The organism is Caballeronia sp. A2-2 (assembly GCF_057612605.2).
The window spans coordinates 553,289-576,837 of record NZ_CM173618.1; the positions used below are offsets into that span (position 1 = coordinate 553,289).

The 23,549-nt window shown below is 57.3% G+C and carries 23 protein-coding genes; 10 read left to right on the top strand and 13 right to left on the bottom strand.

Going from position 1 to position 23,549, the window contains the following annotated elements:
- Positions 1–270 precede the first annotated feature (270 nt).
- Positions 271–1,314 carry an IS110 family RNA-guided transposase gene (locus ACZCWR_RS26080; RefSeq protein ID WP_487305909.1) on the bottom strand — a complete coding sequence of 348 codons (1,044 nt, stop codon included), beginning with the start codon at positions 1,312–1,314 and terminating at the stop codon, positions 271–273.
- A gap of 253 nt (positions 1,315–1,567) precedes the next feature.
- Here ACZCWR_RS26080 and ACZCWR_RS26085 point away from each other — a divergent pair, with 253 nt between their 5' ends.
- The gene (locus ACZCWR_RS26085; protein WP_487306150.1) at positions 1,568–3,019 is read left to right on the top strand and encodes an IS1182 family transposase; all 1,452 of its coding nucleotides are present in this window, start codon (positions 1,568–1,570) and stop codon (positions 3,017–3,019) included.
- Between the two features lie 325 nt (positions 3,020–3,344).
- Here ACZCWR_RS26085 and ACZCWR_RS26090 read toward each other — a convergent pair whose 3' ends face one another.
- From ACZCWR_RS26090 to ACZCWR_RS26115, 6 genes are all read right to left on the bottom strand, one after another.
- Entirely contained in the window at positions 3,345–3,617 is a 273-nt protein-coding gene (locus ACZCWR_RS26090) for a hypothetical protein (RefSeq protein ID WP_487305910.1), read from the bottom strand.
- Positions 3,618–3,841: 224 nt separating this feature from the next.
- A complete protein-coding gene (locus ACZCWR_RS26095; protein ID WP_487305911.1) occupies positions 3,842–4,282 on the bottom strand; it encodes a hypothetical protein in 441 nt (146 codons plus the stop codon).
- 508 nt (positions 4,283–4,790) lie between these two features.
- Positions 4,791–5,216: a ubiquitination-like system serine protease family protein gene (locus tag ACZCWR_RS26100; protein ID WP_487305912.1), complete on the bottom strand. Its 426-nt coding sequence runs from the start codon at positions 5,214–5,216 to the stop codon at positions 4,791–4,793.
- Between the two features lie 14 nt (positions 5,217–5,230).
- Entirely contained in the window at positions 5,231–6,415 is a 1,185-nt protein-coding gene (locus tag ACZCWR_RS26105; protein WP_487305913.1) for a ThiF family adenylyltransferase, read from the bottom strand.
- Complete coding sequence (locus ACZCWR_RS26110; RefSeq protein WP_487305914.1) at positions 6,375–6,827, bottom strand: multiubiquitin domain-containing protein; 453 nt, start codon at positions 6,825–6,827, stop codon at positions 6,375–6,377. The genes ACZCWR_RS26105 and ACZCWR_RS26110 overlap by 41 nt, the downstream gene beginning before the upstream one ends.
- A gap of 235 nt (positions 6,828–7,062) precedes the next feature.
- Entirely contained in the window at positions 7,063–7,275 is a 213-nt protein-coding gene (locus ACZCWR_RS26115) for a hypothetical protein (RefSeq protein WP_487305915.1), read from the bottom strand.
- A gap of 190 nt (positions 7,276–7,465) precedes the next feature.
- On the opposite strand from ACZCWR_RS26115, the gene ACZCWR_RS26120 reads away from it, so the two are divergent.
- From ACZCWR_RS26120 to ACZCWR_RS26130, 3 genes are all read left to right on the top strand, one after another.
- Positions 7,466–7,783, top strand: coding sequence for a helix-turn-helix domain-containing protein (locus tag ACZCWR_RS26120; protein WP_487305916.1), 318 nt, complete (start codon positions 7,466–7,468; stop codon positions 7,781–7,783).
- A gap of 1 nt (position 7,784) precedes the next feature.
- On the top strand, positions 7,785–8,645 hold the full coding sequence (locus ACZCWR_RS26125) for an ImmA/IrrE family metallo-endopeptidase (RefSeq protein WP_487305917.1): 861 nt from the start codon (positions 7,785–7,787) through the stop codon (positions 8,643–8,645).
- A gap of 719 nt (positions 8,646–9,364) precedes the next feature.
- On the top strand, positions 9,365–9,856 hold the full coding sequence (locus tag ACZCWR_RS26130; protein ID WP_488876525.1) for a DNA-3-methyladenine glycosylase I: 492 nt from the start codon (positions 9,365–9,367) through the stop codon (positions 9,854–9,856).
- Between the two features lie 34 nt (positions 9,857–9,890).
- Here the strand turns inward: ACZCWR_RS26130 and ACZCWR_RS26135 are convergent, their stop codons facing one another.
- From ACZCWR_RS26135 to ACZCWR_RS26145, 3 genes are all read right to left on the bottom strand, one after another.
- On the bottom strand, positions 9,891–10,313 hold the full coding sequence (locus ACZCWR_RS26135) for a hypothetical protein (protein WP_487305919.1): 423 nt from the start codon (positions 10,311–10,313) through the stop codon (positions 9,891–9,893).
- An 89-nt stretch (positions 10,314–10,402) separates the two neighbouring features.
- The gene (locus ACZCWR_RS26140; protein WP_487305920.1) at positions 10,403–10,759 is read right to left on the bottom strand and encodes a winged helix-turn-helix transcriptional regulator; all 357 of its coding nucleotides are present in this window, start codon (positions 10,757–10,759) and stop codon (positions 10,403–10,405) included.
- A gap of 99 nt (positions 10,760–10,858) precedes the next feature.
- Positions 10,859–11,449 (bottom strand): TetR/AcrR family transcriptional regulator, encoded by a 591-nt coding sequence (locus ACZCWR_RS26145; protein ID WP_487305921.1) that lies wholly within the window; start codon positions 11,447–11,449, stop codon positions 10,859–10,861.
- 167 nt (positions 11,450–11,616) lie between these two features.
- Here ACZCWR_RS26145 and ACZCWR_RS26150 point away from each other — a divergent pair, with 167 nt between their 5' ends.
- The 3 genes from ACZCWR_RS26150 to ACZCWR_RS26160 are packed head-to-tail and all read left to right on the top strand — an operon-like array spanning position 11,617 to position 17,524.
- Positions 11,617–12,876, top strand: a complete 1,260-nt coding sequence (locus tag ACZCWR_RS26150; protein WP_487305922.1) for an efflux RND transporter periplasmic adaptor subunit — start codon at positions 11,617–11,619, stop codon at positions 12,874–12,876.
- The gene (locus ACZCWR_RS26155; RefSeq protein WP_487305923.1) at positions 12,873–16,049 is read left to right on the top strand and encodes an efflux RND transporter permease subunit; all 3,177 of its coding nucleotides are present in this window, start codon (positions 12,873–12,875) and stop codon (positions 16,047–16,049) included. Before ACZCWR_RS26150 ends, ACZCWR_RS26155 begins: the two co-directional genes overlap by 4 nt.
- Positions 16,046–17,524, top strand: a complete 1,479-nt coding sequence (locus tag ACZCWR_RS26160; protein ID WP_487305924.1) for an efflux transporter outer membrane subunit — start codon at positions 16,046–16,048, stop codon at positions 17,522–17,524. The genes ACZCWR_RS26155 and ACZCWR_RS26160 overlap by 4 nt, the downstream gene beginning before the upstream one ends.
- A gap of 186 nt (positions 17,525–17,710) precedes the next feature.
- Here ACZCWR_RS26160 and ACZCWR_RS26165 read toward each other — a convergent pair whose 3' ends face one another.
- Positions 17,711–18,841: an IS481 family transposase gene (locus ACZCWR_RS26165; RefSeq protein WP_487300626.1), complete on the bottom strand. Its 1,131-nt coding sequence runs from the start codon at positions 18,839–18,841 to the stop codon at positions 17,711–17,713.
- Positions 18,842–19,682: 841 nt separating this feature from the next.
- The gene (locus ACZCWR_RS26170; RefSeq protein ID WP_487305925.1) at positions 19,683–20,042 is read right to left on the bottom strand and encodes a hypothetical protein; all 360 of its coding nucleotides are present in this window, start codon (positions 20,040–20,042) and stop codon (positions 19,683–19,685) included.
- Between the two features lie 266 nt (positions 20,043–20,308).
- On the opposite strand from ACZCWR_RS26170, the gene ACZCWR_RS26175 reads away from it, so the two are divergent.
- From ACZCWR_RS26175 to ACZCWR_RS26185, 3 genes are read left to right on the top strand one after another with little or no spacing between them, the layout of a single operon-like run.
- Positions 20,309–21,490, top strand: coding sequence for an MFS transporter (locus ACZCWR_RS26175; RefSeq protein ID WP_487305926.1), 1,182 nt, complete (start codon positions 20,309–20,311; stop codon positions 21,488–21,490).
- Between the two features lie 50 nt (positions 21,491–21,540).
- Positions 21,541–22,338: an isocitrate lyase/PEP mutase family protein gene (locus tag ACZCWR_RS26180; RefSeq protein WP_487305927.1), complete on the top strand. Its 798-nt coding sequence runs from the start codon at positions 21,541–21,543 to the stop codon at positions 22,336–22,338.
- Between the two features lie 36 nt (positions 22,339–22,374).
- Positions 22,375–23,049 (top strand): TetR/AcrR family transcriptional regulator, encoded by a 675-nt coding sequence (locus ACZCWR_RS26185; RefSeq protein ID WP_487305928.1) that lies wholly within the window; start codon positions 22,375–22,377, stop codon positions 23,047–23,049.
- Positions 23,050–23,108: 59 nt separating this feature from the next.
- On the opposite strand, the gene ACZCWR_RS26190 is transcribed toward ACZCWR_RS26185, so the two are convergent.
- Positions 23,109–23,495: a BON domain-containing protein gene (locus ACZCWR_RS26190; RefSeq protein ID WP_487305929.1), complete on the bottom strand. Its 387-nt coding sequence runs from the start codon at positions 23,493–23,495 to the stop codon at positions 23,109–23,111.
- Between the last annotated feature and the right edge of the window lie 54 nt (positions 23,496–23,549).

Here is a 23,549-nt window from a genome sequence, read left to right on the forward strand (position 1 = left end):
TCATTACTCCATGCATGGAGGCCCCCGGTTTGCCAAGCTTTCGTGTGAAACGGCGAAGGATAAGATTGCAGCCATGCATCCGGACTTTGATGTCCGGCGCAAGCCGGCGGTCCCTGATGGAATTTGCTGGACGGGGTCTTATCAATAATGCGTGCTGTCGCGCACCTCGAGTAATCAGACTTTCCCGACCACGGTCTTACCTGTTAGCCATCACGTCACGACTGCCCTGGCAATCGGTTGAAGTCTCCTGCAAGAAAGTTGCGGTCTCGGTCAGCGAGCGAGACTCACTAGCCTTGTCGCGGTATGTCCGCGTTGGTAATGATTTCCGCTGGTCAACATGGCCCAAACAACGCGTGCGTTTTTGTTCGCGAGAGCCACGGCCGCGACATTCGGATTCCGACGCTGTAGCACGCGCTGCAACCATCCTCCCTTGTCTTCCTTACGGCTAGCAGCCAGCATCACTGCGCGCGCCCCGTGAATGAGCAAAGTTCGAAGGTACGTATCGCCTCTTTTGCTGATACCGAGCAGTACGGTCTTGCCTCCACTGGAGTTCTGTCTGGGCACAAGACCAAGCCATGCGGCGAGCTGACGACCGTTTGCGAAAGTTTTCGCGTCGCCAACGGAAGCAACTAGTGCGCTTGCGGTGATCGGGCCGATGCCGGGTATTTCTGCAAGCTTGCGGCTGGCATCGCTCTCGCGGTGCCATGCTTCAATCTCTGATTCGAGGTCTTTGACCTGCCGGTCCAGTTCTTTCAGGTGGTCCATCAAGCGGACTATAAGCAGCCGAAACGAACCGGTCAGATCGTGGCTCGCGTCTTCAATCAGTTCGGGCACTCGCCGGGCGATGTGCGAAATTCCCTGTGGGACGATTAACCCGAATTCGCTCAGCAGGCCACGGATCTGGTTTGCCTGCGCGGTACGGACACGCACGAAGCCTTGGCGCACTCGATGCAACGACAAGACCGACTGCTGCTCAATGCTTTTGATTGGCACGAACCGCATGTTTGGACGTGCAACGGCTTCGCAAATTGCTTCCGCGTCCGCCGCGTCGTTTTTGTTTGTTTTGACATACGGCTTAACGAACTGTGGAGCAATGAGGCGAACGGTGTGGCCCATAGCCTGGAGTTTGCGGGCCCAGTGATGCGCGCCTCCACACGCTTCCATTCCGATCAAGCAGGGCGAGAGGTTCGTGAAGAAAGGCAGAACCTGATCGCGTTTGAGCACCTTCTTCAACACGGCTCTGCCATGATCGTTCACACCATGTAATGCGAAGATGTTCTTCGCGATATCAATGCCGATAGTCGTGATCTTCATATCAAACGCTCCCATCGTTCAAGTGGCCGGGGAAAAACGTGCCCACTTTGGCAGATCGCGGCTCGGGGTGGGGGCGTCCATCCCATTAATAATGGTGCGTTTTGAGTGGCGTGGGGTTTGTCCGCTTCCGGGGTCACGGAGTCATTCGGCCGACTGTGAAAGACGGTCGGCGAACGACCGAAACTGGCCCAGAGTGTGTCAAAACGCATTTTGAACACCTATCATGGTGGCATCAGGTTACAGGGTGAACGAGATGAAGCGTTTTGTTCAAGGCGACAGTCGTACGCAAAGCATCCTGCTTCCTGAATCGCTCGACGATTATGTAACGGACACGAATCCTGTCCGCGTGATCGACGTGTTCGTCGACGAACTCGACCTTGGTCAACTGGGTTTTGACGGTGTTGAACCGGCTGATACTGGCAGGCCGTCATATCATCCCGAAGTCATGCTGAAGATATACATCTACGGCTATCTCAATCGCATTCAGTCCAGTCGACGACTGGAGCGCGAGGCTCAACGCAATATCGAACTGATGTGGTTGACGGGGCGATTGATGCCAGACTTCAAAACGATTGCCCGTTTCCGCAAAGATAACGGTAAGGCGATTCGTGCCGTGTGCCGGCAGTTCGTGATGCTGTGCCAACAGTTGGATCTATTCGCCGATGCGCTCGTCGCAATTGATGGCAGCAAGTTCAAGGCGGTCAACAACCGGGACCGCAACTTCACGAGCGCAAAGCTGAAGCGGCGTATGGAAGATATCGAGTCAAGCATCAACCGTTATCTCGTGGCGCTTGAGACAGCTGACCGTCAGGAGCCGACGATCGCCAAAGCAAAGGCAGGGCGGTTGCAAGACAAAATTTCGGCGCTGAAGGAGCAGATGCAGGTGCTCAGGGATATCGAGGTGAAGCTCAATGCGTCACCGGATAAACAACTATCGCTGACCGACCCTGATGCCCGCTCAATGAAGACGCGAGGCACGGGCGTGGTTGGCTATAACGTGCAAACGGCAGTCGATGCAAAGCATCATCTCATTGTTGCCCATGAAGTTACTAACACCGGCCTCGACCGGGACAAACTCACGTCGATGTCGCGCCTCGCGCGAGCCGAAATGGGAGTTGATAACCTCACCGTCGTCGCTGACCGAGGGTACTTCAAGAGCGAAGAAATCCTCGCGTGTCATGAAGCAGGCATCACAGTGTTTGTGCCAAAGTCGGTAACCTCGGGTGCCACTGCCGATGGTCGCTTCGGCAAAGACGACTTTATCTATGACGCATCGAAGAACGAATATTCATGCCCGGCGGGTGAGCGTCTGATCTGGCGGTATGCAACCGTGGAGAGCGGTCTGAGACTTCATCGCTACTGGAGTTCGAATTGCCAGCAATGCACGCTAAAAGAGAAGTGCACTCCCAGCGTTCAACGACGGGTGAGCCGATGGGAACATCAGGCCGTTCTAGAACAAATGCAAACGCGTCTTGACCATGCACCGGACATGATGCGTATCCGGAGGCAAACCGTCGAGCATCCGTTCGGGACGATCAAGGCCTGGATGGGCGCAACACATTTCCTGACCAGAACTATTGAGAAGGTCAGCACTGAGATGAGTTTGCACGTGCTGGCGTACAACATGAAGCGGGTCATCAAACTACTCGGCTCGGCGGACTTGATCTGCGCAATTCAAGATCGAAGCGTGCAAGCAGCGAGTTGATGGGCAGGCAGGAGGATCGCACCTCATCGTGTCGCACACGCGACTCTACGGCACCAGAACCTTCTACGGACGACGCTTCGTCCGCCGCCGTTGACACTGTTCTGGCCAACCCTTGTTATTGGGGTTTTGACACACTCTGGGCCGACAAGCGCTCGACGACCGAGCGCGGAGATCGCCACGAGGTCTGGCCTCTTATGCAAATGGCATAAAGCAACCTGGATGCGCTGAGGTTAATGGAGGGTCAGAGGCTTGGCTCGGTTTCGGGTCAGCCGCGAGTCCGACATCTTTGCGCGCGGCCTCCAGTACCTGCCGCCCCATCTCGTTCTTATCGGACGAAGTAAGTGGTGGCGATGCCGGGAAACGCGAGTCTGGCGCTTTCGAGTTTTGATTGAGCCACAGGATCATCTTCGGCGACTTTCTCCGGAAAGACGGCGATAAACCACAGCTGAAAGACTTGCGCCTCTACGGGGCCGCCCTGACGAAATCGAATGTAATCCTCAACTGCCAGAAACAGGATGGCGGCAACGTTGGCCTCGCGCAGTTCGACCGAGCTATCGGGGTCCGGTCGTGCTCGGCGTGGTTGAAGAAGTTTCGACACGGCTCGTTGATGTAGTACTTCAGCGTGTGTCCCGCTGGCAGATTTTCGCGGGCCTGCTTGGAGAAGCTTTCCACGCCCGCGCTCGTGCAGAGCACATCGATGACCTCTCATGCGTTCGATGCCAGCGAGTACACGGAAACGGGATCGCCGCCATCGAAAAAAAGGCGGATGGCAGTAACGAGTTGCCGTCGGGCGGCGTCGATTTTTGTCACGTGCATCTTCGTCTACTCCTGCACGCGAAGCCGATGGAACATCTCTGTGACGGCCTTGTTGACCGCCTCGGGGTTCTTTTCATGCTGGTCGGGATGGGCGTACTTCAGCATGTAGCCCGCCATCATGTGCGTGATCGCATCCGCCTCGGTACGGACCCACTGCGCGAGCCGAATTACGTCCGCATAGCTGGCCGGGTCATAGTCGTCGTTCGCGGGCCAGCCGTTGCGAAGAAACCAGCGGTGCATGAGTTGGTTGCGGCGGTCAATCAGGGTGTTGAGTCGGTCCTCCAAATCTGCCGCGATCTGCCCGCGCTGGGAGAGGACCTTCACCACGTTCGCGGTTGCGTTTTTGTACCGCCCCTCTTCGATCATCCCGCCCGTCGCCTGAACGTACGCGGGATCGGTGATCATCTTGAAGCCTTCGTGGATCGACACGAAGGCCACCTCGAACATCTGCATCGCGATGACCGCACGCCCGATTGCCGCGTAAGCCTGCTCCGTGCGTTTCTCCCGTTAGTGAGGCTGCGCGAGAATTGTACGTGCGATGCCGCCGCTGCCTACTCCATCGCTGCTCCAGTTGCTTCCGGCTGAAGCGGCTGCCGGGCGGGGCTTGCACCCGCTGGAAAGCGCCACCTTTTTACGGCGCACATCCATCCCAGCCGTTCGTTGCTGCACATGACCGATGGCTGTCAGCGGAGTGGAACGGTCATTCCGAGCCGGCACTCGCCGAGAAGTCATCGGCCTTTGCAAACATTGGGGAGGTCTACGTTCTGCGCAGGCGCGGGCATGCGCGGCATAGTCGTGTCACCTGCGCCCGCGATTTCTGGTGCGAAGCTTAGGTGTACCTCACACTTCCGAAAAAGCTCGGCGTCGTCATCCAGGGACCGGCATGGCGAACCGAGCAGTTTGACAAGGTCGGCACAGCCGTGGGACAACGTTCAACTCGTCCAAGGCTGAACATTTAGAATCGCAGAAATGACCGTAGCATGCCGTAGATTTTTGCGGCTGCAGCTTGGATCCGGCTCCGCCAAGACGGTGCCTTTGCGTCCCTCGAGACAGTTGCGTCATTGCCGACATGACGCGATATCTGGTTATGCATAACAGATGCCGCTATGGCGTCTGAAAAAGCCGGAAGCCACTCCACGTGGCCTGCCGTAATGTAATAGTGCGATTTGCAGGGGGCGTCACACACGGCAATCGATGGACGAATCGTCGCTAAGGTGCCATCAGACGTAATCTGATGACTGTCAGGCACTAGGAGGCTGACGCGATGACCACAACCGCAAGCGCAAAGCATTGCGCCGACCTCGAACTCTTGGCTGTGGTAAACCACGCCGCTACCCAGTTGTTTGGGAAGGCGCTCAACGGCTTGATAAACGAATTTCATCGTACGGCCTTCTATCAATCGATTTCGAACGTCACAGAATCGAAAATTTCTGCTGTCGCCGTGCTTTCCCGGTCGAACAGACCGAAATGCTGCTTGAACCTGATGACAGCCATCGTTGCGTTCAGCGCATTCAATTCAGTGATTTGAGCGCGCTTGCGATATTCGTCGTCCTTCGCGTTTTCAGTAGGCAGCCGCACCGTTCCGGCGTTGTCGTCAAAGGCCTGACGGTCGACGCCGGTGATACGCACAAAACCGCTGAGACCAACAGTCGAGCGAGTGAGGCCCATCCCACAATCGACGAACGGAACACCGTTGGAACTCAACCAATCGACGATCAGCAGGCGCGAAGGCCCGTCATCGACCGAAACAAAGACAAAATCAAATACATTCAGGCGCTCGACGTTTTCTACTGTGATACGCTCAACAACCGGCTCGATTCCCGAGCGCCACTGCCCATATTGCTGAGCCAGTGCTTCGACTTTGAGCTTTCCAATCGCATTAGGAATGAACCCTGGAAGCCTGAATATAGTGTGGACGTGCACCTTGTCATCGTCGAACAATGCAATCTGCTGCAGATGCGTGCGTGCAATGAAATCGAGGATGTAGGAACCCGTTCCTCCGAGCCCGATGATCGCCACTTTTTTGCCGCGAAGGAGTGAGGACAAGTCGTTGATGTGATACCGCGACGACATCGTATCGGGAAACCTGAGGGGAGAACCCTGAGCGGCAGCTTGGACCGTGATGCCATGCAAGGGCGTTGCATGAGGATAGGCGCTCAACGCTGGAGCCGTGATTGTATCAAGGTAGGTCGTAACCTTTTCCTCAAACGACTGGTAGACGCGCATCGCACCGTTTTCGTCAAGCAGTTTGTAGGAGAATGAACAATCGGTGACGAGACCAGCCGTAACCGTGATGCTATGTGGGCCACCGCCTAATTTAAGCTCGCGCCCTTGTTGATCACAGGGCCTGCTGCCACGCCACCAAGCCTGGTGGTTTGAGGGTGGATCGATGAGCGCCCCGCTCAAGTCGACCGGGCTTACCCAATCGCCATGCTGGAGCTGCCCATCTTTGTCGAGATAGGGTAGACCGTGCAGGACCAGATACGCGCCGACGAAGTCGATTTCGTATCCAGTCTCCTGAAGATCCTTGATGAAGGCGTTATGACTCGCCAGTTCCAGCAACCCGAAAGCGCATGCCATCTTTCACCTTCACTTTTTGACCGGGCGGCAACGTGCCGCTCTGATTTTCGACAGGACCGTGTGAGTATTTGACGAGATATTCATTCGAGGGCTTACCGCCGCTGCCAACATAGAGATCGACAACCCGGGCGTAAGTAATCTCTTCCGTGTCGATCTCGTGGTCATCACCGTTGACGAGGATGTCCAACACCTTCTGACTGTAGAAGTGTGCATCCTGCGTCAGATGAATCTGTGCCTCATCGCGCGGAATCCGCTCATCTTCTTCGTCACCATCAACTTCACGGTAGAGCTTTTCACGCTTGCCGATGTTAGCGAGAGCGTAGAGCGCCTCTCCTGACGTCGGATTGGGAGACTTGTAAGGTTCGCGGTTAATGTGGATGCGCGTCAGATGCGCGTCGGCAATATCAGACACTTGGTTTTCCTTATCCGCTCGTAGCGGGGTTTACGGCCTGGCTCACTTCACTTCATCAAAAGTCGCACATCCAGGCATCGATCCGCCCCCCTCGCAGGAGAACGGCTGAACTCTCGAAGACAATAAGCACATCTTGTGTCCGCTGAGCATACTGCGCACAAGATGCAGTATGGCTCCGATAAAAAGAATTTACCTATATTGTCAAATAAATTACCGGTACCTTTTACCTATCGCTCTACTTACTCGTCTTCAGCAGTTCGCTCAAGGAATTTGCACCAGTGCGTTTCAGCACTGTGTCAAGCCGAGCATCCGAGCGCACACCCGCAGCAAAGTTGTCACCATACTCCTTGCGAAGTGTACCTACCTTGGTGTCGCCGCGCTTTCTACGAATCTCGCCATCGGCATCGCGCTGACGTCCGTCAAGACCTTTCGGATAGTGCTTGGTCATAGTGATACACTCCCATAAGAAAGTTTGCAACCAACGGGATGAGTTAAATTTGTCAACCTATTTCCGCTACTCCGAACTTTTTTGTAGTGTGCTATTCCTTTGCTCCGAAGTCAACAAGTTTTTTTCGATAACGACTATTAGGAAGTTCGGAATCGTGGTATTTTCGTGGCATGTGCTTCGGAGGACCACCATGGCCACACGGCTCGGCGAAAAACTTCGCGAGTTGCGTAAGGGGAAAAAACTGACCCTTGAGGCTTTAGCTACGCAGGCAGGCGTGAGCAAGAGCTATTTATGGGAGCTGGAAAATCGTGAGTCGCAGCGGCCATCCGCTGAAAAGTTGCTTGCATTAGCAGACGCTCTCGGAGTCAGCTCTAATTTTCTGGTTGAGGATGACGTGTTGACGCCAGAACAGCACCATCTCGACGAAGCGTTCTATCGCAATTACAAGAAGCTCGATTCGGACTCGAAAGAGCGTCTTCGAAAAATCCTTGATGCCCTGAAAGATTAAGATGCAGTCAACTGCGCTGACGCCAGAGAAAGCAGCCTTCAAGTTAACGAATGTGCTCAACCATCTGAGTACCATCCATGGTGACGAGCGTTTCCCCATTGACGTGCCTCGCCTTGCCGAGGGATGTCACGAACTATTTCAATGGAACGATCCCATCACGAAAGTTGTGGGCGCTGATCTGCCGGGCTTTGACGGTTGCTTGACTTTCCGTGGCAAAGATAAAGGATGGGCGCTTATCTATAACGATAAGGCAGCGTCTTCAGGACGGATTCGGTTTACTCAAGCCCACGAGTTAGGGCACTACATCCTCCATCGGAAGACCCGTACAAGCTTCGAATGCACTTCCGACGACATGGATGACTGGCAAGCTGACGAAAAAATAATTGAAACCGAGGCCGACAGATTCGCAGCAAACCTGTTGATGCCTCTCGATGATTTCCGCAAACAAATATCCAATAGCGTAGATTTCGACCAAATTGGTGTTTGCGCCACGCGCTACGGTGTCTCGCTGACAGCCGCTGCTTTACGCTGGGTTGACGCGACTGACGCGAAGCTTGTGCTCGTCTCTTCAGTGGACGGATTCATTCGCTGGTCGTTTTCGAGCAAATCAGCCCGTGAATCGGGAGCGTTTCTCAGGGCACGGATGAGTGTCATCGAGGTGCCCAAGGGTTCTGTTGCAGCGGAAGAAAGCATAAGTCGCGAAACGGAAGGCGTTCCGCTCGACGCAAGAATATGGTTTCCCGATGCTCACGAGAAAACTAAGGTGCGGGAAATGAAAATTGCATCGGAGCATTTTGGGATTCTCTCGTTAATCGAACTTCCGCGTACCGAGTCTGTGTGGGCTCCATGGGAAACGAAATAGTGATGATGGCGGCGAGGTCTGACGCACTTTCTTAGCGACGGTCGGGGCTTCAGCTGATGCTCGCCGTGTCTATGAATCAGTAATGCGGTACGCGTCCGTGACTCACTCGCATGCAAGTGCTAGCAGTGTTGGCAGGTGTGAATCAGTGCGAACGCCGTGATCGTTCCCCCTGCAGACCGCACGGCACCTAAAACCAGTTCGCTCGCGTAGCTTGTTGGCAACAGGCAAAAGTCGATGCGTGGCCTCGATAAGCTCTGTTACGCGAGTCTCCAACTTACGTGCCAGAACAGTTTTTATTTGCCAATCCGCTCGACTAGACATTGGAAGCCGGATCAAATTTCTTTGCACCGGTCAAAAGGTGAGGTCAAAATAAACGACTAAAAATCAACAATTTATAATCCACCCTAGACCACGTTTCTTTTGCAAACTACCAAGCGGTCATCAAACGAAAAGCCGCAAGCGCCTACTCAGAATGATCGGTATCATCCAGATGCAATAAGATCTGCGTCCTTGGAAGGACCTGGAGCACTCTTTTTCTTTATGCCCGCTATGACGGAGGCAAATCGCTTGCGACGAAAGTCATCAAGGCATGACGCAACATGCATACAGGCTAAATACCCATGAATTCCGATGCTTTGATTCTAGGCCCGGACGGGCTCGCGCGGCCCGCATGGGCCAGCGAAGGTCCGATGCGAACTTACTACGACACCGAATGGGGCATGCCGGTTCGCGACGAGCGCGGCTTGTTCGAAAGAGTCTCGCTGGAAGTGTTCCAGTCCGGACTATCGTGGTCGACGATATTGCTTAAGCGCGAGGCATTTCGCCACGCGTTTCACCATTTTTCCCCGGATAGTGTCTCGGCTTTCGGCGACGCTGACATCGAGCGTCTTTTGGCGGACAAAGGAATTGTTAGGAACACGGCCAAGATTCGCGCAACGATCGACAATGCGAAAGCGACTATTCGTCTTCGCGAACAAGGCGGCTTGCCGGATCTGATCTGGTCTTTCAAGCCTGCCTCCACTCCAGCGCCCGAGCGCTTCAGTGATGTACCTACGTCGTCCGAAGAATCCATTGCATTGAGCAAGGCGCTCCGCAAGCACGGCTTCAAGTTCGTGGGTCCAACGAATATGTTCGCGCTGATGGAAGCCATTGGAATGATCGATACGCATCTGATCGGAAGTCATCGCCGTGGCAGTTCAGGCGTGTGGTGAATGCATTGCTTTGACTCGCTGCCGCCGCCTCATGCTATCTAGCCAATCGCGTCCATATTGCGCGCAACCGTCGCGCACGGTCTTCCAGAACAAACGAAGCCGCAAGCGCCAGCATGCCAGAGACAAGACCCGTAAGCAGATGCTCCAGAAGGTGGAAGTGATAGGCGCTCACGTGCGCGTATGCATCGCCAATGGCCGTCAGGCAACCGACAAGGAAAGCATTGCCGTAGCGGTTCTCGTACATTCTGCGCACAGGCGTGAACGTCAGCAGCACGGCGAGAATACCGGTGAGTAATCCCGTGTGCAGCGCCACGATCCAATGCGGAACGCTAAAGACATTTCCCCAACTTCCTACCATGCAGGTCATGCAGGCGCTGGTGGGTTGCCAGAAGCGCTGCACGAAGATCCTGATTCGTTGCCTTGCCTGAATTGCCACCTGCCCCTCGCTTGAACGCATGCGCGCTCGTCTTTTGAAGGCCTTATCGTCACATCATAAACATTCGAACGATGCTCGTGACGATACTGTGGTGCAATTGTCGGCGATTTTCAATTCCGTTTAACGAAGGTCGCAGGCAGCGCGGCTGTTGGACAAAGCCATTTGTCGCCCCAATTCGTCAGCGTGATCAGGACTGGGTTTAAATCCATTCCCTTTTGTGTGAGTCTGTATCCGCATGTGTTCGCACGTTCCGTCAAGGCAAAGCGTTCGAGCACGCCAAGTTCGATCATGCGTTCGAGGCGAGCGCTAAGGACGTTTCGCGCGATGCCAAGGCTGCTTTGCAATTCGTCGAATCGTGACTTACCTTGCAGACACTGCAGGACAATCAAGAGCGTCCACCACTCGCCCACTTCGTCCAGTGCGCGGGCAGCAGAGCAGTCGATTCCGTCAAGCCGTTTTCTGTACATGATGAAAACGATACTACTTTAAGCACTGCGCTTCGACTTTCCCGCTTTCCGGGGAACACCTTCCTGCTTTTCATAAGTAGTGTGACGCAATGCTTTCTCTTATAGTTTTTTCACGAAACCGATCGCCGCCGCGATAGGCCAAAGCGCCGCCGTATGCTTTTTTGTCTCATCGAGGATACGCCCCGCAAGCTCCGGATCATCGACGATGCGCGCAATCGTGAGCGCACCGAGCATCGCCGAGAACGCGAACATCGCAGAGCCTTCGTCGGACGCGCCGACAGACGCCATCAAGCCGATCAACTCGCGGTATCCACGCGTGGCGGCGCGTCGCGTTTCGGCGTCGGCTCGCGCCAGTTCGCTACCCATCGCGATCAAAGGGCAATCGATCAGCGTGTTCTTTCGATTCTCGTCCCATAGATAGGCTTCGAAATGATCAATGAAAGCCTGCTCGCCTGCTCTTGCCGATGCATCGATCGACTCGATGGTCGATGCCATGCCCGCCGCGCAGGCCTCTGCTATCAAGTGCTCCTTGGACGCGAAGTGACGATAAAAGCCTCCGGCTGTCAGTCCCGCCGCCGACATGATTTCCGCCACACCCGTGGCTTGAATTCCGTTACTTCTGAACGCGCGCGCCGCCGCGCGAACGATTCGCTTGCGGGTCTCTTCGGTGTCCGAACGCGACTTCTTCATACGGTACTCCTTGCTTCCGATCGTTCCACAGTTATCGCAACGCCGTTAGCCTTGACATTCTGGATTATACCTATTATCTTGCAGCCGGATAGTAAACGTCGATACTCTAAACAGACTCGGGGCAACTTACTCATCGTCACCGGCCTGTTCACTTCATTGGGATTGCTATGAATGATCGTATAGAACAAGCCGGGATGGGGAGCGCTGCCCCCGATGTCCCGGTAAATCCCGGCGCGACGCAGCCCGGCAAAACGCGCTGGGTTGGCAAGGCTGTTGCACTCGCCGTGGTCGTCGCAGTGGGCGCCACCGCGTGGCATCTTCACAAGTCGGGAACGGCGCCCGTTGCCGACATTCCACCGACGCCCGTCGCGGTCAGTGCGCCATTGAATCGCGACATCGAAGGGCGGCTTGGTTTTCTCGGGCAATTCTCGGCGGTCGATCGCGTCGAGTTGCGCGCGCAGGTCGGCGGCACGCTCACGCACATTCGCTTCAAGGACGGCGATATCGTTCATAAGGGCGATGTGCTGTTCGAGATCGATCCCGAACCTTATGAAATCAAGCTGAACGAAGCCACTGCGGAGTTGGCCTCGGCAAACGCCCGCGCCGCGCTCGCCACGCGAGAACTCGCTCGTGCGCAGGAGCTACAGCGTTCGGATGCAGGCACGGTGCAGAACGTCGATCAAAAAGTCGCGGAGCAACGTGCCGCACAAGCCGCGGTCGAGAACGCAAACGCGCTGATTCGAGACGCCCGCTTCGATCTGGTTCGCTGCAAGATCGTCGCGCCCTTCACGGGCCGCATGGGCACTCATCTGGTATCGGCCGGCAACTTGATCTCCGGCAGCCGCGCCGCCAGCAGCCCCACGACCTTGCTCGCGACGATCGTTTCGCTCGATCCGATCTATCTGGATTTCGACATGAGCGAAAACGACTTCGCCACGTTTCAGCGCACACGTGAAGGGCAAACCGGCGCGCTGGCGGACACCGTGAACATCGCGCCGACGGGCGACGACACATTCAAAAAGAAAGGCACGCTCAACTTCATCGACAACACGCTCGATCGCTCGAGCGGCACGATTCACGCGCGAGCCACGATTCCCAACGCCGACTTCAGCATGACGCCGGGCGGCTTCGCACGCGTTCGTCTGGCGACCTCCTCACCGAAGCCTGCCTTGCTCGTGCCGGATGCCGCCGTGCTGCAGGATCAGACGGATCACATGGTCTACGTTCTCGGCACGGACGATGTCGCCACGCCCAGAAAGGTCGAAGTGGGCGACCTGCGCGGTGGTCTGCGCGTCATCACGTCAGGCATTTCTGCGAGCGACAAGATCATTATCGACGGCATTCCGGCCGTGAGACCCGGCGCCAAGGTTGCACCGCACGATGGAACGATAGAGTTTTCCCCCGAGCAGGGAGAAAGCAAATCATGAAACTCACTCACTTCTTCATCGAGCATCCGCGCTTCGCGGCCGTGCTCAATATCTTTGCCGTCCTGATCGGTTTGGTCACGATGGTGTCGCTGCCGATTGCGCAATACCCGAGCATCGTTCCCACGACCATTCAGATCACGACCTCGTATCCGGGAGCATCGGCCGAGACCATTGCCCGCACCGTCGCGACGCCGCTCGAACAGTCGATCAACGGTGTCGAGAACATGGACTATATTTCGAGCCAATCGACCGGCAACGGCTCGGTGACGATCACGGTGATCTTCAAGGTCGGCACCGACGCAAACACCGCGCTCGTGCTGACGAGCCGCCGCGTCGACGATACCTTGTCGCGCTTGCCCGCGCCGGTTCAGGCACAGGGCGTTCAGGTCCGAAAGACCATTCAGGCGCTGCTGCTCGGCGTGCATGTGTATTCTCCGGACGGCTCAAGAAGTCCGGAATACTTATCGAATTACATGCTGAAGGTTCGCGATCAGATTGCCCGCCTGCCCGGCGTGCAGGATTTTCAGATGTTCGGCGAGCGGCAGTATTCCATGCGCATCTGGATCGATCCGGACCGTGCCGCGTCCTATAACATCAGCGCCAATGAGATCCTCGCCGCGCTTCGCGCACAGAACGCACCGGTATCGGCCGGGGTGCTCAATCAGCCGCCGATCACGAGCAAGGGCGCTTATCAGATCAATGTCGAGGCGCTCGGCCGGCTTACCTCGCCCGAGCAATTCGGCGACATCATCGTGAAGTCGGACCCGCAAGGCCGCGTGACCCGTATTCGCGATATCGGACGCGTGGAACTTGGTTCGGTGGACTACGGTTCCAAGGCTTACGCCGACCGATACCCCGGCACACCGTGGTTCGTGATCGCGACGCCCGATGCCAACGTCGTTCAGGTCGAGCACGCGATCTGGGACAAGATGGCGGAGCTCAAGAAAACGTTCCCGCCCGGCGTGGATTACATCAACATCTACGATCCGACGACCTTCGTTGGACAGTCGATCGAGGAAGTGATCAAGACCATTGTGATCGCCATCCTGCTCGTGGTCGGAGTCGTGTATGTGTTCCTTCAGAACTGGCGTTCGACCATCATCCCGGTGATCGCGATTCCGGTGTCGCTGGTGGGAACGTTCACGATCCTCGCGCTGTTTCATGCGTCGATCAACAACCTGTCCTTGTTCGGGCTGGTGCTGGCGGTCGGGATCGTGGTCGACGACGCCATCGTCGTGGTGGAGAACGTGGAGCGCAACATGGCGCTGGGCATGACGCCACGGGAAGCCGCGCACCAGACCATGAACGAGGTTTCGACCGCGCTCATCGCCATCGCGCTCACGCTGTGCGCGGTGTTCGGGCCCGCGGCCATGATGGTCGGCATTTCGGGCCTGTTCTTCAAGCAATTCGCCATTACCATCGCGGCCTCCACCGTCATCTCGTGCTTCGTCTCTCTTACGCTGAGTCCCGCGCTGTGCGCGGTGATGCTGAAACCGCATGACATGGAGAAAACGCATGGCGGAAGCACCGCGATGGGACGTCTGCACCATGCGATCTTCGGCCGGTTCAATACGGCGTTCGAGTGGCTCTCGACGAAGTACGGGAAAGTCACCTCGCGTCTCGTGCGCGCCACGACGGTGATGCTGGTCGTCTACGCCTGCCTGATCGGTTTGACCGGATTGCAGATGTCCAGAATGGCCACGGGCTTCATTCCGGAACAGGACATCGGCTATCAGATCATCGTCGTGTTGCTGCCACCGGGATCGAGCCTCGAACGCACGGACAAGATCGTTCGTGAAGTCAACGATATCGCGCTGAAGACGCCGGGCATCGATCACACTTCGCCGGTGACGGGATTCGACGTCACCACCAACACCATTGCGCCGAATGTGGGAACCGTGTTCACGGGGCTGCCATCGCTTTATGGAAAGCACGTGAAGGGTGTGACCGCCGCGACGATGCTGGTCCGGTTGCGTCAACGGCTCGCCGGCATCAAGGACGCGACGGTCATCGTCATCAATCCTCCTCCGGTGCAAGGTCTGGGGTCGGCGGGCGGCTTCAAGCTGATGCTCGAAGATCGTGCGGGGCTCGGGCCGCAAGCGCTCGCGCAGGCGGCGAACACGCTGGTCGCGGCGGCCAACAAGGACAAGACTTTCGGCGGCGTGTTCACGCTCTATAACGCCGGTGCGCCAACCGTGTTCGCGGATATCGATCGTCTGAAAGCAGAAAAGGTCGGGCTGACTCCCACCGATGTGTTTTCGACGATGGAACTCTATCTCGGCTCGCAGTACGTGAACGATTTCAATTACTTTGGGCGTACTTATCAAGTACGTGTTCAGGGAGATGAAACGTTCCGCCAGACGCCGGAAGATCTCGGACGGCTCAAGGTACGCAACGCAGACGGTGCGATGGTGCCCATCAGTTCGGTGGCCACCTTCAAGCCGACGACCTTGCCGTATCGCGTGCCGCGCTACAACCTCTATCCCGCAGCCGAAGTGATGGGCGGTGCCGGACCCGGCTATTCCTCCGGCGAAGCGATGGATCGAATGGAACAGCTCGCGGAACAGGTGCTTCCGAATGGAATCGCGCTCGAATGGACCGACCTGGCTCACCAGCAAAAAGAGCAGACCATGTCTCCGCTGGTCATCTTCGCGGCGTCGGCCTTGTTCGTGTTCCTCGTGCTTGCCGCGCAGTATGAAAGTTGGACCACGCCGCTTGCGATCGTGCTTATCGTGCCGATGTGCCTGCTCGCGGCCGCGATCGGCCTCGACATTCGCGGCATGCCCATCGACATATTGGCGCAGATCGGATTCGTGGTGCTCGTGGGGCTCGCCGCCAAGAACGCAATCCTGATCGTGGAGTTCGCAAGACAGCGTCAGCAGGAAGATGGCGTCGGCGCGGAAGATGCCGCGACCCATGCCGCGCATGTCCGCTTGCGGCCGATTCTGATGACTTCCTTTGCGTTCATTGCAGGCGTGGCGCCGCTTGCCATCGCCTCGGGCGCCGGTGCGGAAATGAGGCAGTCGCTCGGGACGACGGTGTTCTTCGGCATGCTCGGCGTGACGATCTTCGGCCTTGCATTCACGCCGGCCTTCTATGCGGCCGTTCGCAAGTTAGCCAACCGGGGGTCAACCGCCGCGCCTTCCAAACTCACGGGCGGAGAAGCGAAATGAATCATCTCCTCGTCAGGACATCGAAGGCGATCGTCAGCGGGTTGATCGTGAGCGCGGCGCTGGCCGGCTGCGCGGTGGGGCCGGACTATGTGGCTCCCAAGACCGAAATGGCTCCGTTCCACAATGCCGAGGCCGTGGCGAATCGCCAGACGACCCTCGCTGCGCCGAAGCTCGATAGCTGGTGGACCGGCTTCAATGACCCGATGCTGGAAAAGATCGTGCAGCGCGCGCTGGATCAGAACCTGAGCCTGCAGGCATCCATTGCGCGCGTGGCGCAGGCGCGCGCGGCGGCGCAGGCTGCGGGCGCGGCGCTGCTGCCGACCGTGGATGCGGGCGCTTCATACACGGCGCTGCATCAGAGCACGCAAAGCCCCTTGGGTTCCATTGCGAGCGCGTTTCCGAACTACAGCCGCGACCAGAAGGAATACGTGGTGGGCGCGACCGCGAGTTGGGAGATCGATCTGGCGGGCGGATTGAGGCGCGCTCGCGCGGCGGCCAGCGCCGAGGAGCAAGCCGCGGAGGCCGCGCAAGCCGGCACGCGTATCACCGTTGCCGCGGATGCCGCCGACGCCTACATGCAGGTGCGGGGACTGCAATCGAGGCTTCTGATCGTGCAGGACCAGATCGATACGGACGCGCATTTGCTCGACCTGGTTCAGGCGCGCAAGAAAGCGGGCGCCGCGACCGAGCGCGAGGTGGCTCAGGCGCAGGCGCTGCTCAGACAAGCGCGTGCCAGCATGCCGGAATTGCGTGTCGATCTGGAAGCTCAGTTGAACCGTCTCGACGTGTTGATGGGCGTGCAGCCAGGCACCTATGCGGCGGAACTGAACTCGACGAATCTCGCCGTGATCCCTGACGTGCCCGCAATCGGCACGGGCGATCAACCCGTCGATGTCTTGCGCCGGCGTCCCGACATCATCGCGGCGGAGCGGCACCTCGCGGCATCGAACGAGGAAATTGGCGTGGCGCTCTCCGATTACTATCCGAAGATCTCATTGTCGGGCGCATTGGGATTCGACAGCCTGACCACCAACCATTTATTCAGCGCGAAAGCGTTTCAACCGATTGGCAGTGGTGCGCTGCGTTGGCGGCTGTTCGATTTCGGCAAGGTCGATGCCGAAGTCAGGAACGCGCGCGGCGGCTATGCGGAAGCGCTGGCGCAGTATAGAGAGGCAGCGCTCAAGGCAACCGAGGATGTCGAAAATGCTTTCGTGACTTTATCGCAGACGGAGCTTCGAACGCAGGAGTTGCAGGAAGAAGTGAATGCGTTGGTCAGGGCGCGCGATCTGTCGGAGAAAGCCTATCGTGCAGGTTCGATTACCTTGACCGACGTGCTCGATGCCGACCGCCAGCTTCTGCTTTCCCGTGACGAACTGGATGCGTCGAAGGCCGACGCGGCGCGTGCAGCGGTGAGGACATTTCGTGCGTTGGGCGGGGGATGGGGTGGGGCTGAGCGGGTTGCTCAGGGGTATTAGGGGGTGCTTGAGGTATTAGTGTGTCGGGGCGAGGGCTGCTGTTTTTTGGCGTGCAAGGGGCTGCTGGTGTTTGGGCTTTTTATGCAGTAGCCGCCTCCCCGGCGGGGGGGTAACTTTCTTTGCTGCTGTGTATAGACCGGAGACATGGTTGACAGATGTACGAGGACATCGTTGACAGTTTTATGGTCAGGCTTTTTCGCTCCTCAGGTCAAGTGTCATGATCCGATGATGGGCAAACCAGACGTCAAATACCCCGTCTTCACCCGGCTTTGCACGAGCCGCAACCGGCAGCCCATAAAGCGCGTTGGATAGCTTGATGCGTCGTCCTTCGAAGTCCACGCGCCCACCCGATCTGACCTTCATCACCACGTCGTCCGGGCTGTACTCGATCTCCGGCAGGACGGAGGGATACGCGCGCGAGCTTGCCCGATAACGGCTCTCGGGGGTGGCCATGCCGATTGCCTCGTGCGGCCGCTCGCAGTTATAGACGATGCGCCAGCGCTCAAACACCGTCTGCACGCGCTCCAGGTTCTCATAGCATCGCCCGTTCAGGACTTCGGCCTTCAGGGTGCGGTGAAACCGTTCCTCCTTGCCATTGGTCTGCGGGTGATAGGGCCGGCTGTAGCTGATGCCGATGTCCAGCCGGATCAGCCACACCGCCAGTTCGGTGAGTTGCCCCGGACTGCTGGGCGAGCCCCACGGCGCACCATTGTCGGTGTTGATGCGCGCAGGCAAGCCATACCGTGCGAACGCCTCGCACAGCCCCGCCTGCACGGCTGCGGTGTCGGTCGGGCCACAGGCACGCAGCAGGATATTGAAGCGCGAATGGTCATCGAGCACGGTCAGCGGACTGCAGCGCTGCTTGTCCAGCGTCTCGAAGTGTCCCTTGAAATCCATCTGCCAGAGCGCGTTGGGCTGCGCGTGCTCAAAGCGCTTCCAGGGCTCGCTCCGCGCCGACTCGGCCGGCAGGATGAGTTGGTGCCGATGCAGGATCGAAGTCACGGTGCTGGGGTGCGGCACCCCTTCAAAGCCCAGATCCTGAAGGCGTCGGCTGATTTTGCGTCCGCCCCAGCACGGATGGGCCAGACGCAGTCGAACCACTTCCTGCTCGATAGCCTCAGAACTCTTCGAAGGACTGCTGGCGGGACGGCGCGAGCGATCGGCCAGCGCCTGTTCGCCCCGCTTGAGCCATTTGTAGCCGGTCTGCCGGCTGATGTTGAAGCGCTCGCACAACTCCGTCATCGTGAGGGTGTGTTGAGTGGCCAAATGAACGAATTCTTGTCGCAGGCTCATCGTGTCTTTTATGTTCCAAGTCATGGTCGGCACCGGGGTTTCAGTACCCGAAAGTGTCAACCATGTCCTCGTACGTTTGTCAGCGATGTCTCCCGTCTATACACTGCTGCAAAGAAAGTCACCAAAGAAAGCAGCTTTTACCCCTCCGCACGCTGGCTGGAAAGTGTGGCCTGAATTAACGATTCAGTGGCCGCGTTAGGATGTCCCACGGTTGGTTAAGCGTGTGGGCAACCTGGCGATTACTCGCTCGAATCCTTTGGCGTTAGTGGACCGCAGTCATTCCTTCGGCCATGCGCTTCGCGCGCCGAGAACGTAAGAACGGAACCCCGCAGCCTATCAGCGCCCAGCCACCCCACGCTTCCCCGCAAGATTGCTATTCGGCCCTACCTTGGTTAGTGCTCCAACTAAAAGGTGACTGGCGTTGGTGTGCGTGCTTTGCCCAGAAGCGCTTACCAAGGTAGGGCCCAATGGGAGCGGTGCGATGCGGTGTGCTGTGGCTGGGTGCTAATACGCTGCGGGATTCCGTTCTTACGTTCTCGGCGCGCGCAGCGCATGGCCGAATGAATGATTGCGGGCCACTAAGACTCACGGATTCGGGCGCGAAATCGTCAGGTTGCCATCGCGCTTAACGAAACGTGGGACATCCTATTGCGGCCACTGCATCGTTAATTCAGACCACACTTTCCAGCCAGCGTGCGGAGGGGTAAAAGCTGCTTTCTTTGGTGACTTTCTTTGCAGCAGCAAAGAAAGTTACCCCCCGCCGGGGAGGCGGCTACTGCAATAAAAGCCCAAAAACTAGCAGCCCCTTCCACGAAAAGAACAACAAAACCAAACACCACTCTCCACACCATGCAAAAAATCCATCTCAAGTAAAACTTTGACTGCGAATCCCCGGCGGCAGCGGATGACGCGACGATGCAAACGCCGCTGTCATCGGCGTATTCGGATTATTGGCGACCCTCGACCACGCACTCATCTGTGCGACCGGATCGGCACTTTCGATCACGTCGTATCCGGCACTGGTCAATCGATATTCGGCTGGCGTCGTGCATTCGGTCACGAGTCCCATGTCCTTCAACAAGGCAAGATGAAGCCTGACCTCAGGCCAGCTAAACCCTTCGGCTTTTCCCGCACCGTTTTCGATATCCTTACAGCACTGGGTAGGGCTTTCGTGATCTTGCATGAAGGATAGGATGCTTGTGAGCAATTCAACATTCCTGCGCATGTCGACCTCCTTGAATAGTCTCGTGCATGCCCAGAATATCAGCGTTGCGCCGATGATGCACTTGAACCACATTGCTATTCTTAAAGATAAGGGAAACTCCTAGATTACATTCACATTCCAGATACTAATAGTAATCGAACGGCTCATAAGCGCTCGATCTAACCATCTTTCGGGGAACAGCTTCCTGCTTCTGCTCAGTAGTGCATGGCGAAAGAACTCCATATAGTTTCTTCATGCAACCGATCTTCGGTTTTGAAGGAATCAAAATGGATCGCCGTCTTCTTACCCTTGCACTCGGCATGTTTGCGCTCGGCACGGACAGCTTCGTTTTCGCCGGAATATTGCCGGAAATCTCTCGCTCTTACGATGTGAGTATCGGCGCTGCCGGACAACTCATTACGGTCTACGCACTGAGTTACGCCTTGCTCGGACCGACCATTGCGGCACTGGCCGCCAATGTGCCGCGAAAGCCGCTATTGCTGAGCGGAATCGGGCTTTTCGTCATCGCCAATCTCGGCACCATCGTGGCGCCCAATCTGGGGCTGGCGCTACTGACCCGCGCTTTGGCCGGACTGGGCGCGGCCATGTTCTCGCCGACCGCGAGCGGAACCGCTGCGATGCTCGTGCCGCCCGAACGACGCGGTTATGCGCTGTCCATCATCGTGGCCGGGCTCACCACCGCCACGGCGCTTGGCTCGCCATTGGGCGCGCTGATTGGCGGTCTGGCGAACTGGCATTGGACACTGGTCTTCGTCGCCTTGCTCGGTGCGGGCGCGTTCTTCGGCATCTGGGCCTTCATGCCTGAAGTCGCGCTTCCTCCCGCGATCTCTCTGAGCAAGCGCCTCTCACCTCTGACCGATAGCCGCGTCGGCCTCACGCTTGCCACCACGGTTCTCGCGCAGGTCGGAACATTTATTATCTTCAGCTACTTCGCTGTGGTGTTCGATCGCGCCACCGTTGGCAATCCGATCGTTCTCGGCGCGCTGCTCGTGCTGTGGGGGCTTGCGGGCACGATCTCGAACCTTTTGACAGGGCGCATTCTCGACCGGATCGGCGCTCGTAAAGTGGTCATCGTCAAACTGCTGGTGGTGGCAGCGGTCATCGTCACCATGCCGGTCACCAGCGCGCATCTCTGGAGCGCAGCCATGGTCGTGACGATCTGGGGCGCGTGTGCATGGGGCGTGCTGGTCCCGCAACAATTCCGCCTTGCAAGCCTCAATCCGCCGATGACCGCGGTGCTGGTCGGTCTCAATACGTCCGCGACCTATGTCGGTGTCTCGCTTGCAGGAGTCATTGGCGCGGCGGCAATTCCGGTCATCGGAAGTCATAACCTCGGGTATCTCTCCAGCGGGCTGGTGCTTCTGGCGGTCGGCGTGTCCGAACTCGCGAGTCGTCGTATCGCGCGTGTCGCGAATAGAACAGCCTGCAAAAACGCAATGGCAGCCTGAAGAAACACAGCGCGTGGCACCCTTACCTTTAATCCAATCGAGGCACACACATGTCTGACGCAAGCGTTTTCCGCAAGCTGCACGAGAACTCAACTCCGTTGCTTCTTCCGAATGCATGGGATGCCGGCAGCGCACGACTGATCGAAGCTCAGGGCGCGCAAGCCGTGGCGACGACGAGTGCAGGTTTCGCGTGGGCTTTGGGTTATCAGGATGGCAGAATACTTCCGATGGCGGAGGTGACCGGTGCCGTGCGCCGAATCGTGCGTGTATTGAAGGTGCCGCTCTCGATCGACATCGAACACGGCTATTCCGATAACCCGCAAACGGTCGCCAGCAACGTGATGGGGCTGGTCGAACTCGGCATTGCCGGAATCAATATCGAAGATGGGATGGACGATCCATCGATTCTCGCGAAGAAAATCGAAGCGATCAAGAATGCAGTAGCGAATGCAGGAGTCGATTTATTCGTCAACGCGCGCAGCGATGTGTTTCTCGCCAGTCTCGTGGCGAAAGAAGCTCAGGTGGACGAATCGATCAATCGAGGCAATCTCTATGCATCGGCGGGCGCAGACGGCCTGTTCCTTCCTGCACTCACGAATCCTTCGGATATCGAAAAGATCGCACACGCAGTTCCATTGCCGCTCAATGTCATGGCCTTGCCCGGACTCGCAGATGCGCCGACGCTCGGCAAGCTCGGCGTCCGTCGGCTGAGCGCGGGAAGCGGCATCTCACAGGTTGTTCTCGGCAAGACAAAGGTTTTGGCGCTGGACTTCCTGAACAACGGCCGATCCGATGTTCTCAATGACAACCCATTGCCCTATGGAGAAGCTCAGGGCTTGTTCGCGTAAAGCACCCATGGCCGAGCAGCGCGAACTAAAAACCCGATGACGCGTATCGGCCAGACCTGCGAGAATAGAGGATTGTGGATTATCATATTTCTCCACAACAATCTCAGCGCAGGAGCAATGATTATGGGTTATTCCCAGGCAGAAAAGGCCGAATCGCATCAAAGGATTCTGGACGTTGCCTCGCGGCGTTTTCGCGAATTAGGTCTTGAAGGTATCAGCGTGGCGGACATCATGAAGGAAGCCGGCATGACCGTGGGCGGCTTCTATAAGCACTTTGCCACGCGCGATGACCTCGTGGCGGAAGCCATGGCGGCCGCCTGCCAGGAGATGGAAGAATCCTTTCTGACCGCCCAGTCCACGCTCAAGAAAAGCATTCAAACTTATCTCTCGGAGCAGCACCGGGAAGACGTGGGCAACGGATGCCCCATGTCTTCTCTGGTCAACGATATCGCCCGAAGTACCGAAGATGCGCGCGAAGTTTATGCCGAGCGTTTGGAAGCGAGCCTGGCGTCTTTGGAAAGCAAGCTGCCCGAAGGAACAGACGGTAATCGGCGAGCCAAGGCCATTCTTATCTACAGCGCCATGGTCGGCGCATTGGGTCTGGCGCGTGCCGTGCCGGACCCGAAAGCATCGAAGCAGATTCTTAACGCGGTGTCTTCGGAATTAGTTGCGCTGTTCGCTTCGCCGAGAAACGCTGCATCGGCAAATTGAAAAGCGACTGCATGCACAGAAACGCCAGACCATCATGCATGGTCTGGCGAAACTGAATATCAGCCGTTGCCTCCATGGAACAAGCCGAGCTTGTTATTGACCGACGTCACACCATCGACCGATTTCGCGATCTCCGCGGCCTTATCGATCTGATCGCCGTTCTTCACCGAGCCACTCAGCGTGACCGCCCCGCCTCGGGCTTTGACAAAAACGCCGGAAACATCGAAACCGGGTGACTTGGCAAGCGCACGTCTGACCGATTTAGCCAGCGTACGATCGGCAGGCGTGGCTTTCTTCGATGCCGTCATGGCCGGCGCGTCGGTAGATTGCGCATACGCACCGACAGAAGCCGTGGCGCAAAGCGCAATCATCAAGGCTGAAATCAGGGACTTTCTCATGTCTTCCTCTCTTTTGAATTGAATGAATTCAATCGCCGTGAAACCCATACCAAAGTATCGAACGACTTAGCCGATCAAATCATTCGGCAAGCGATATTGCGC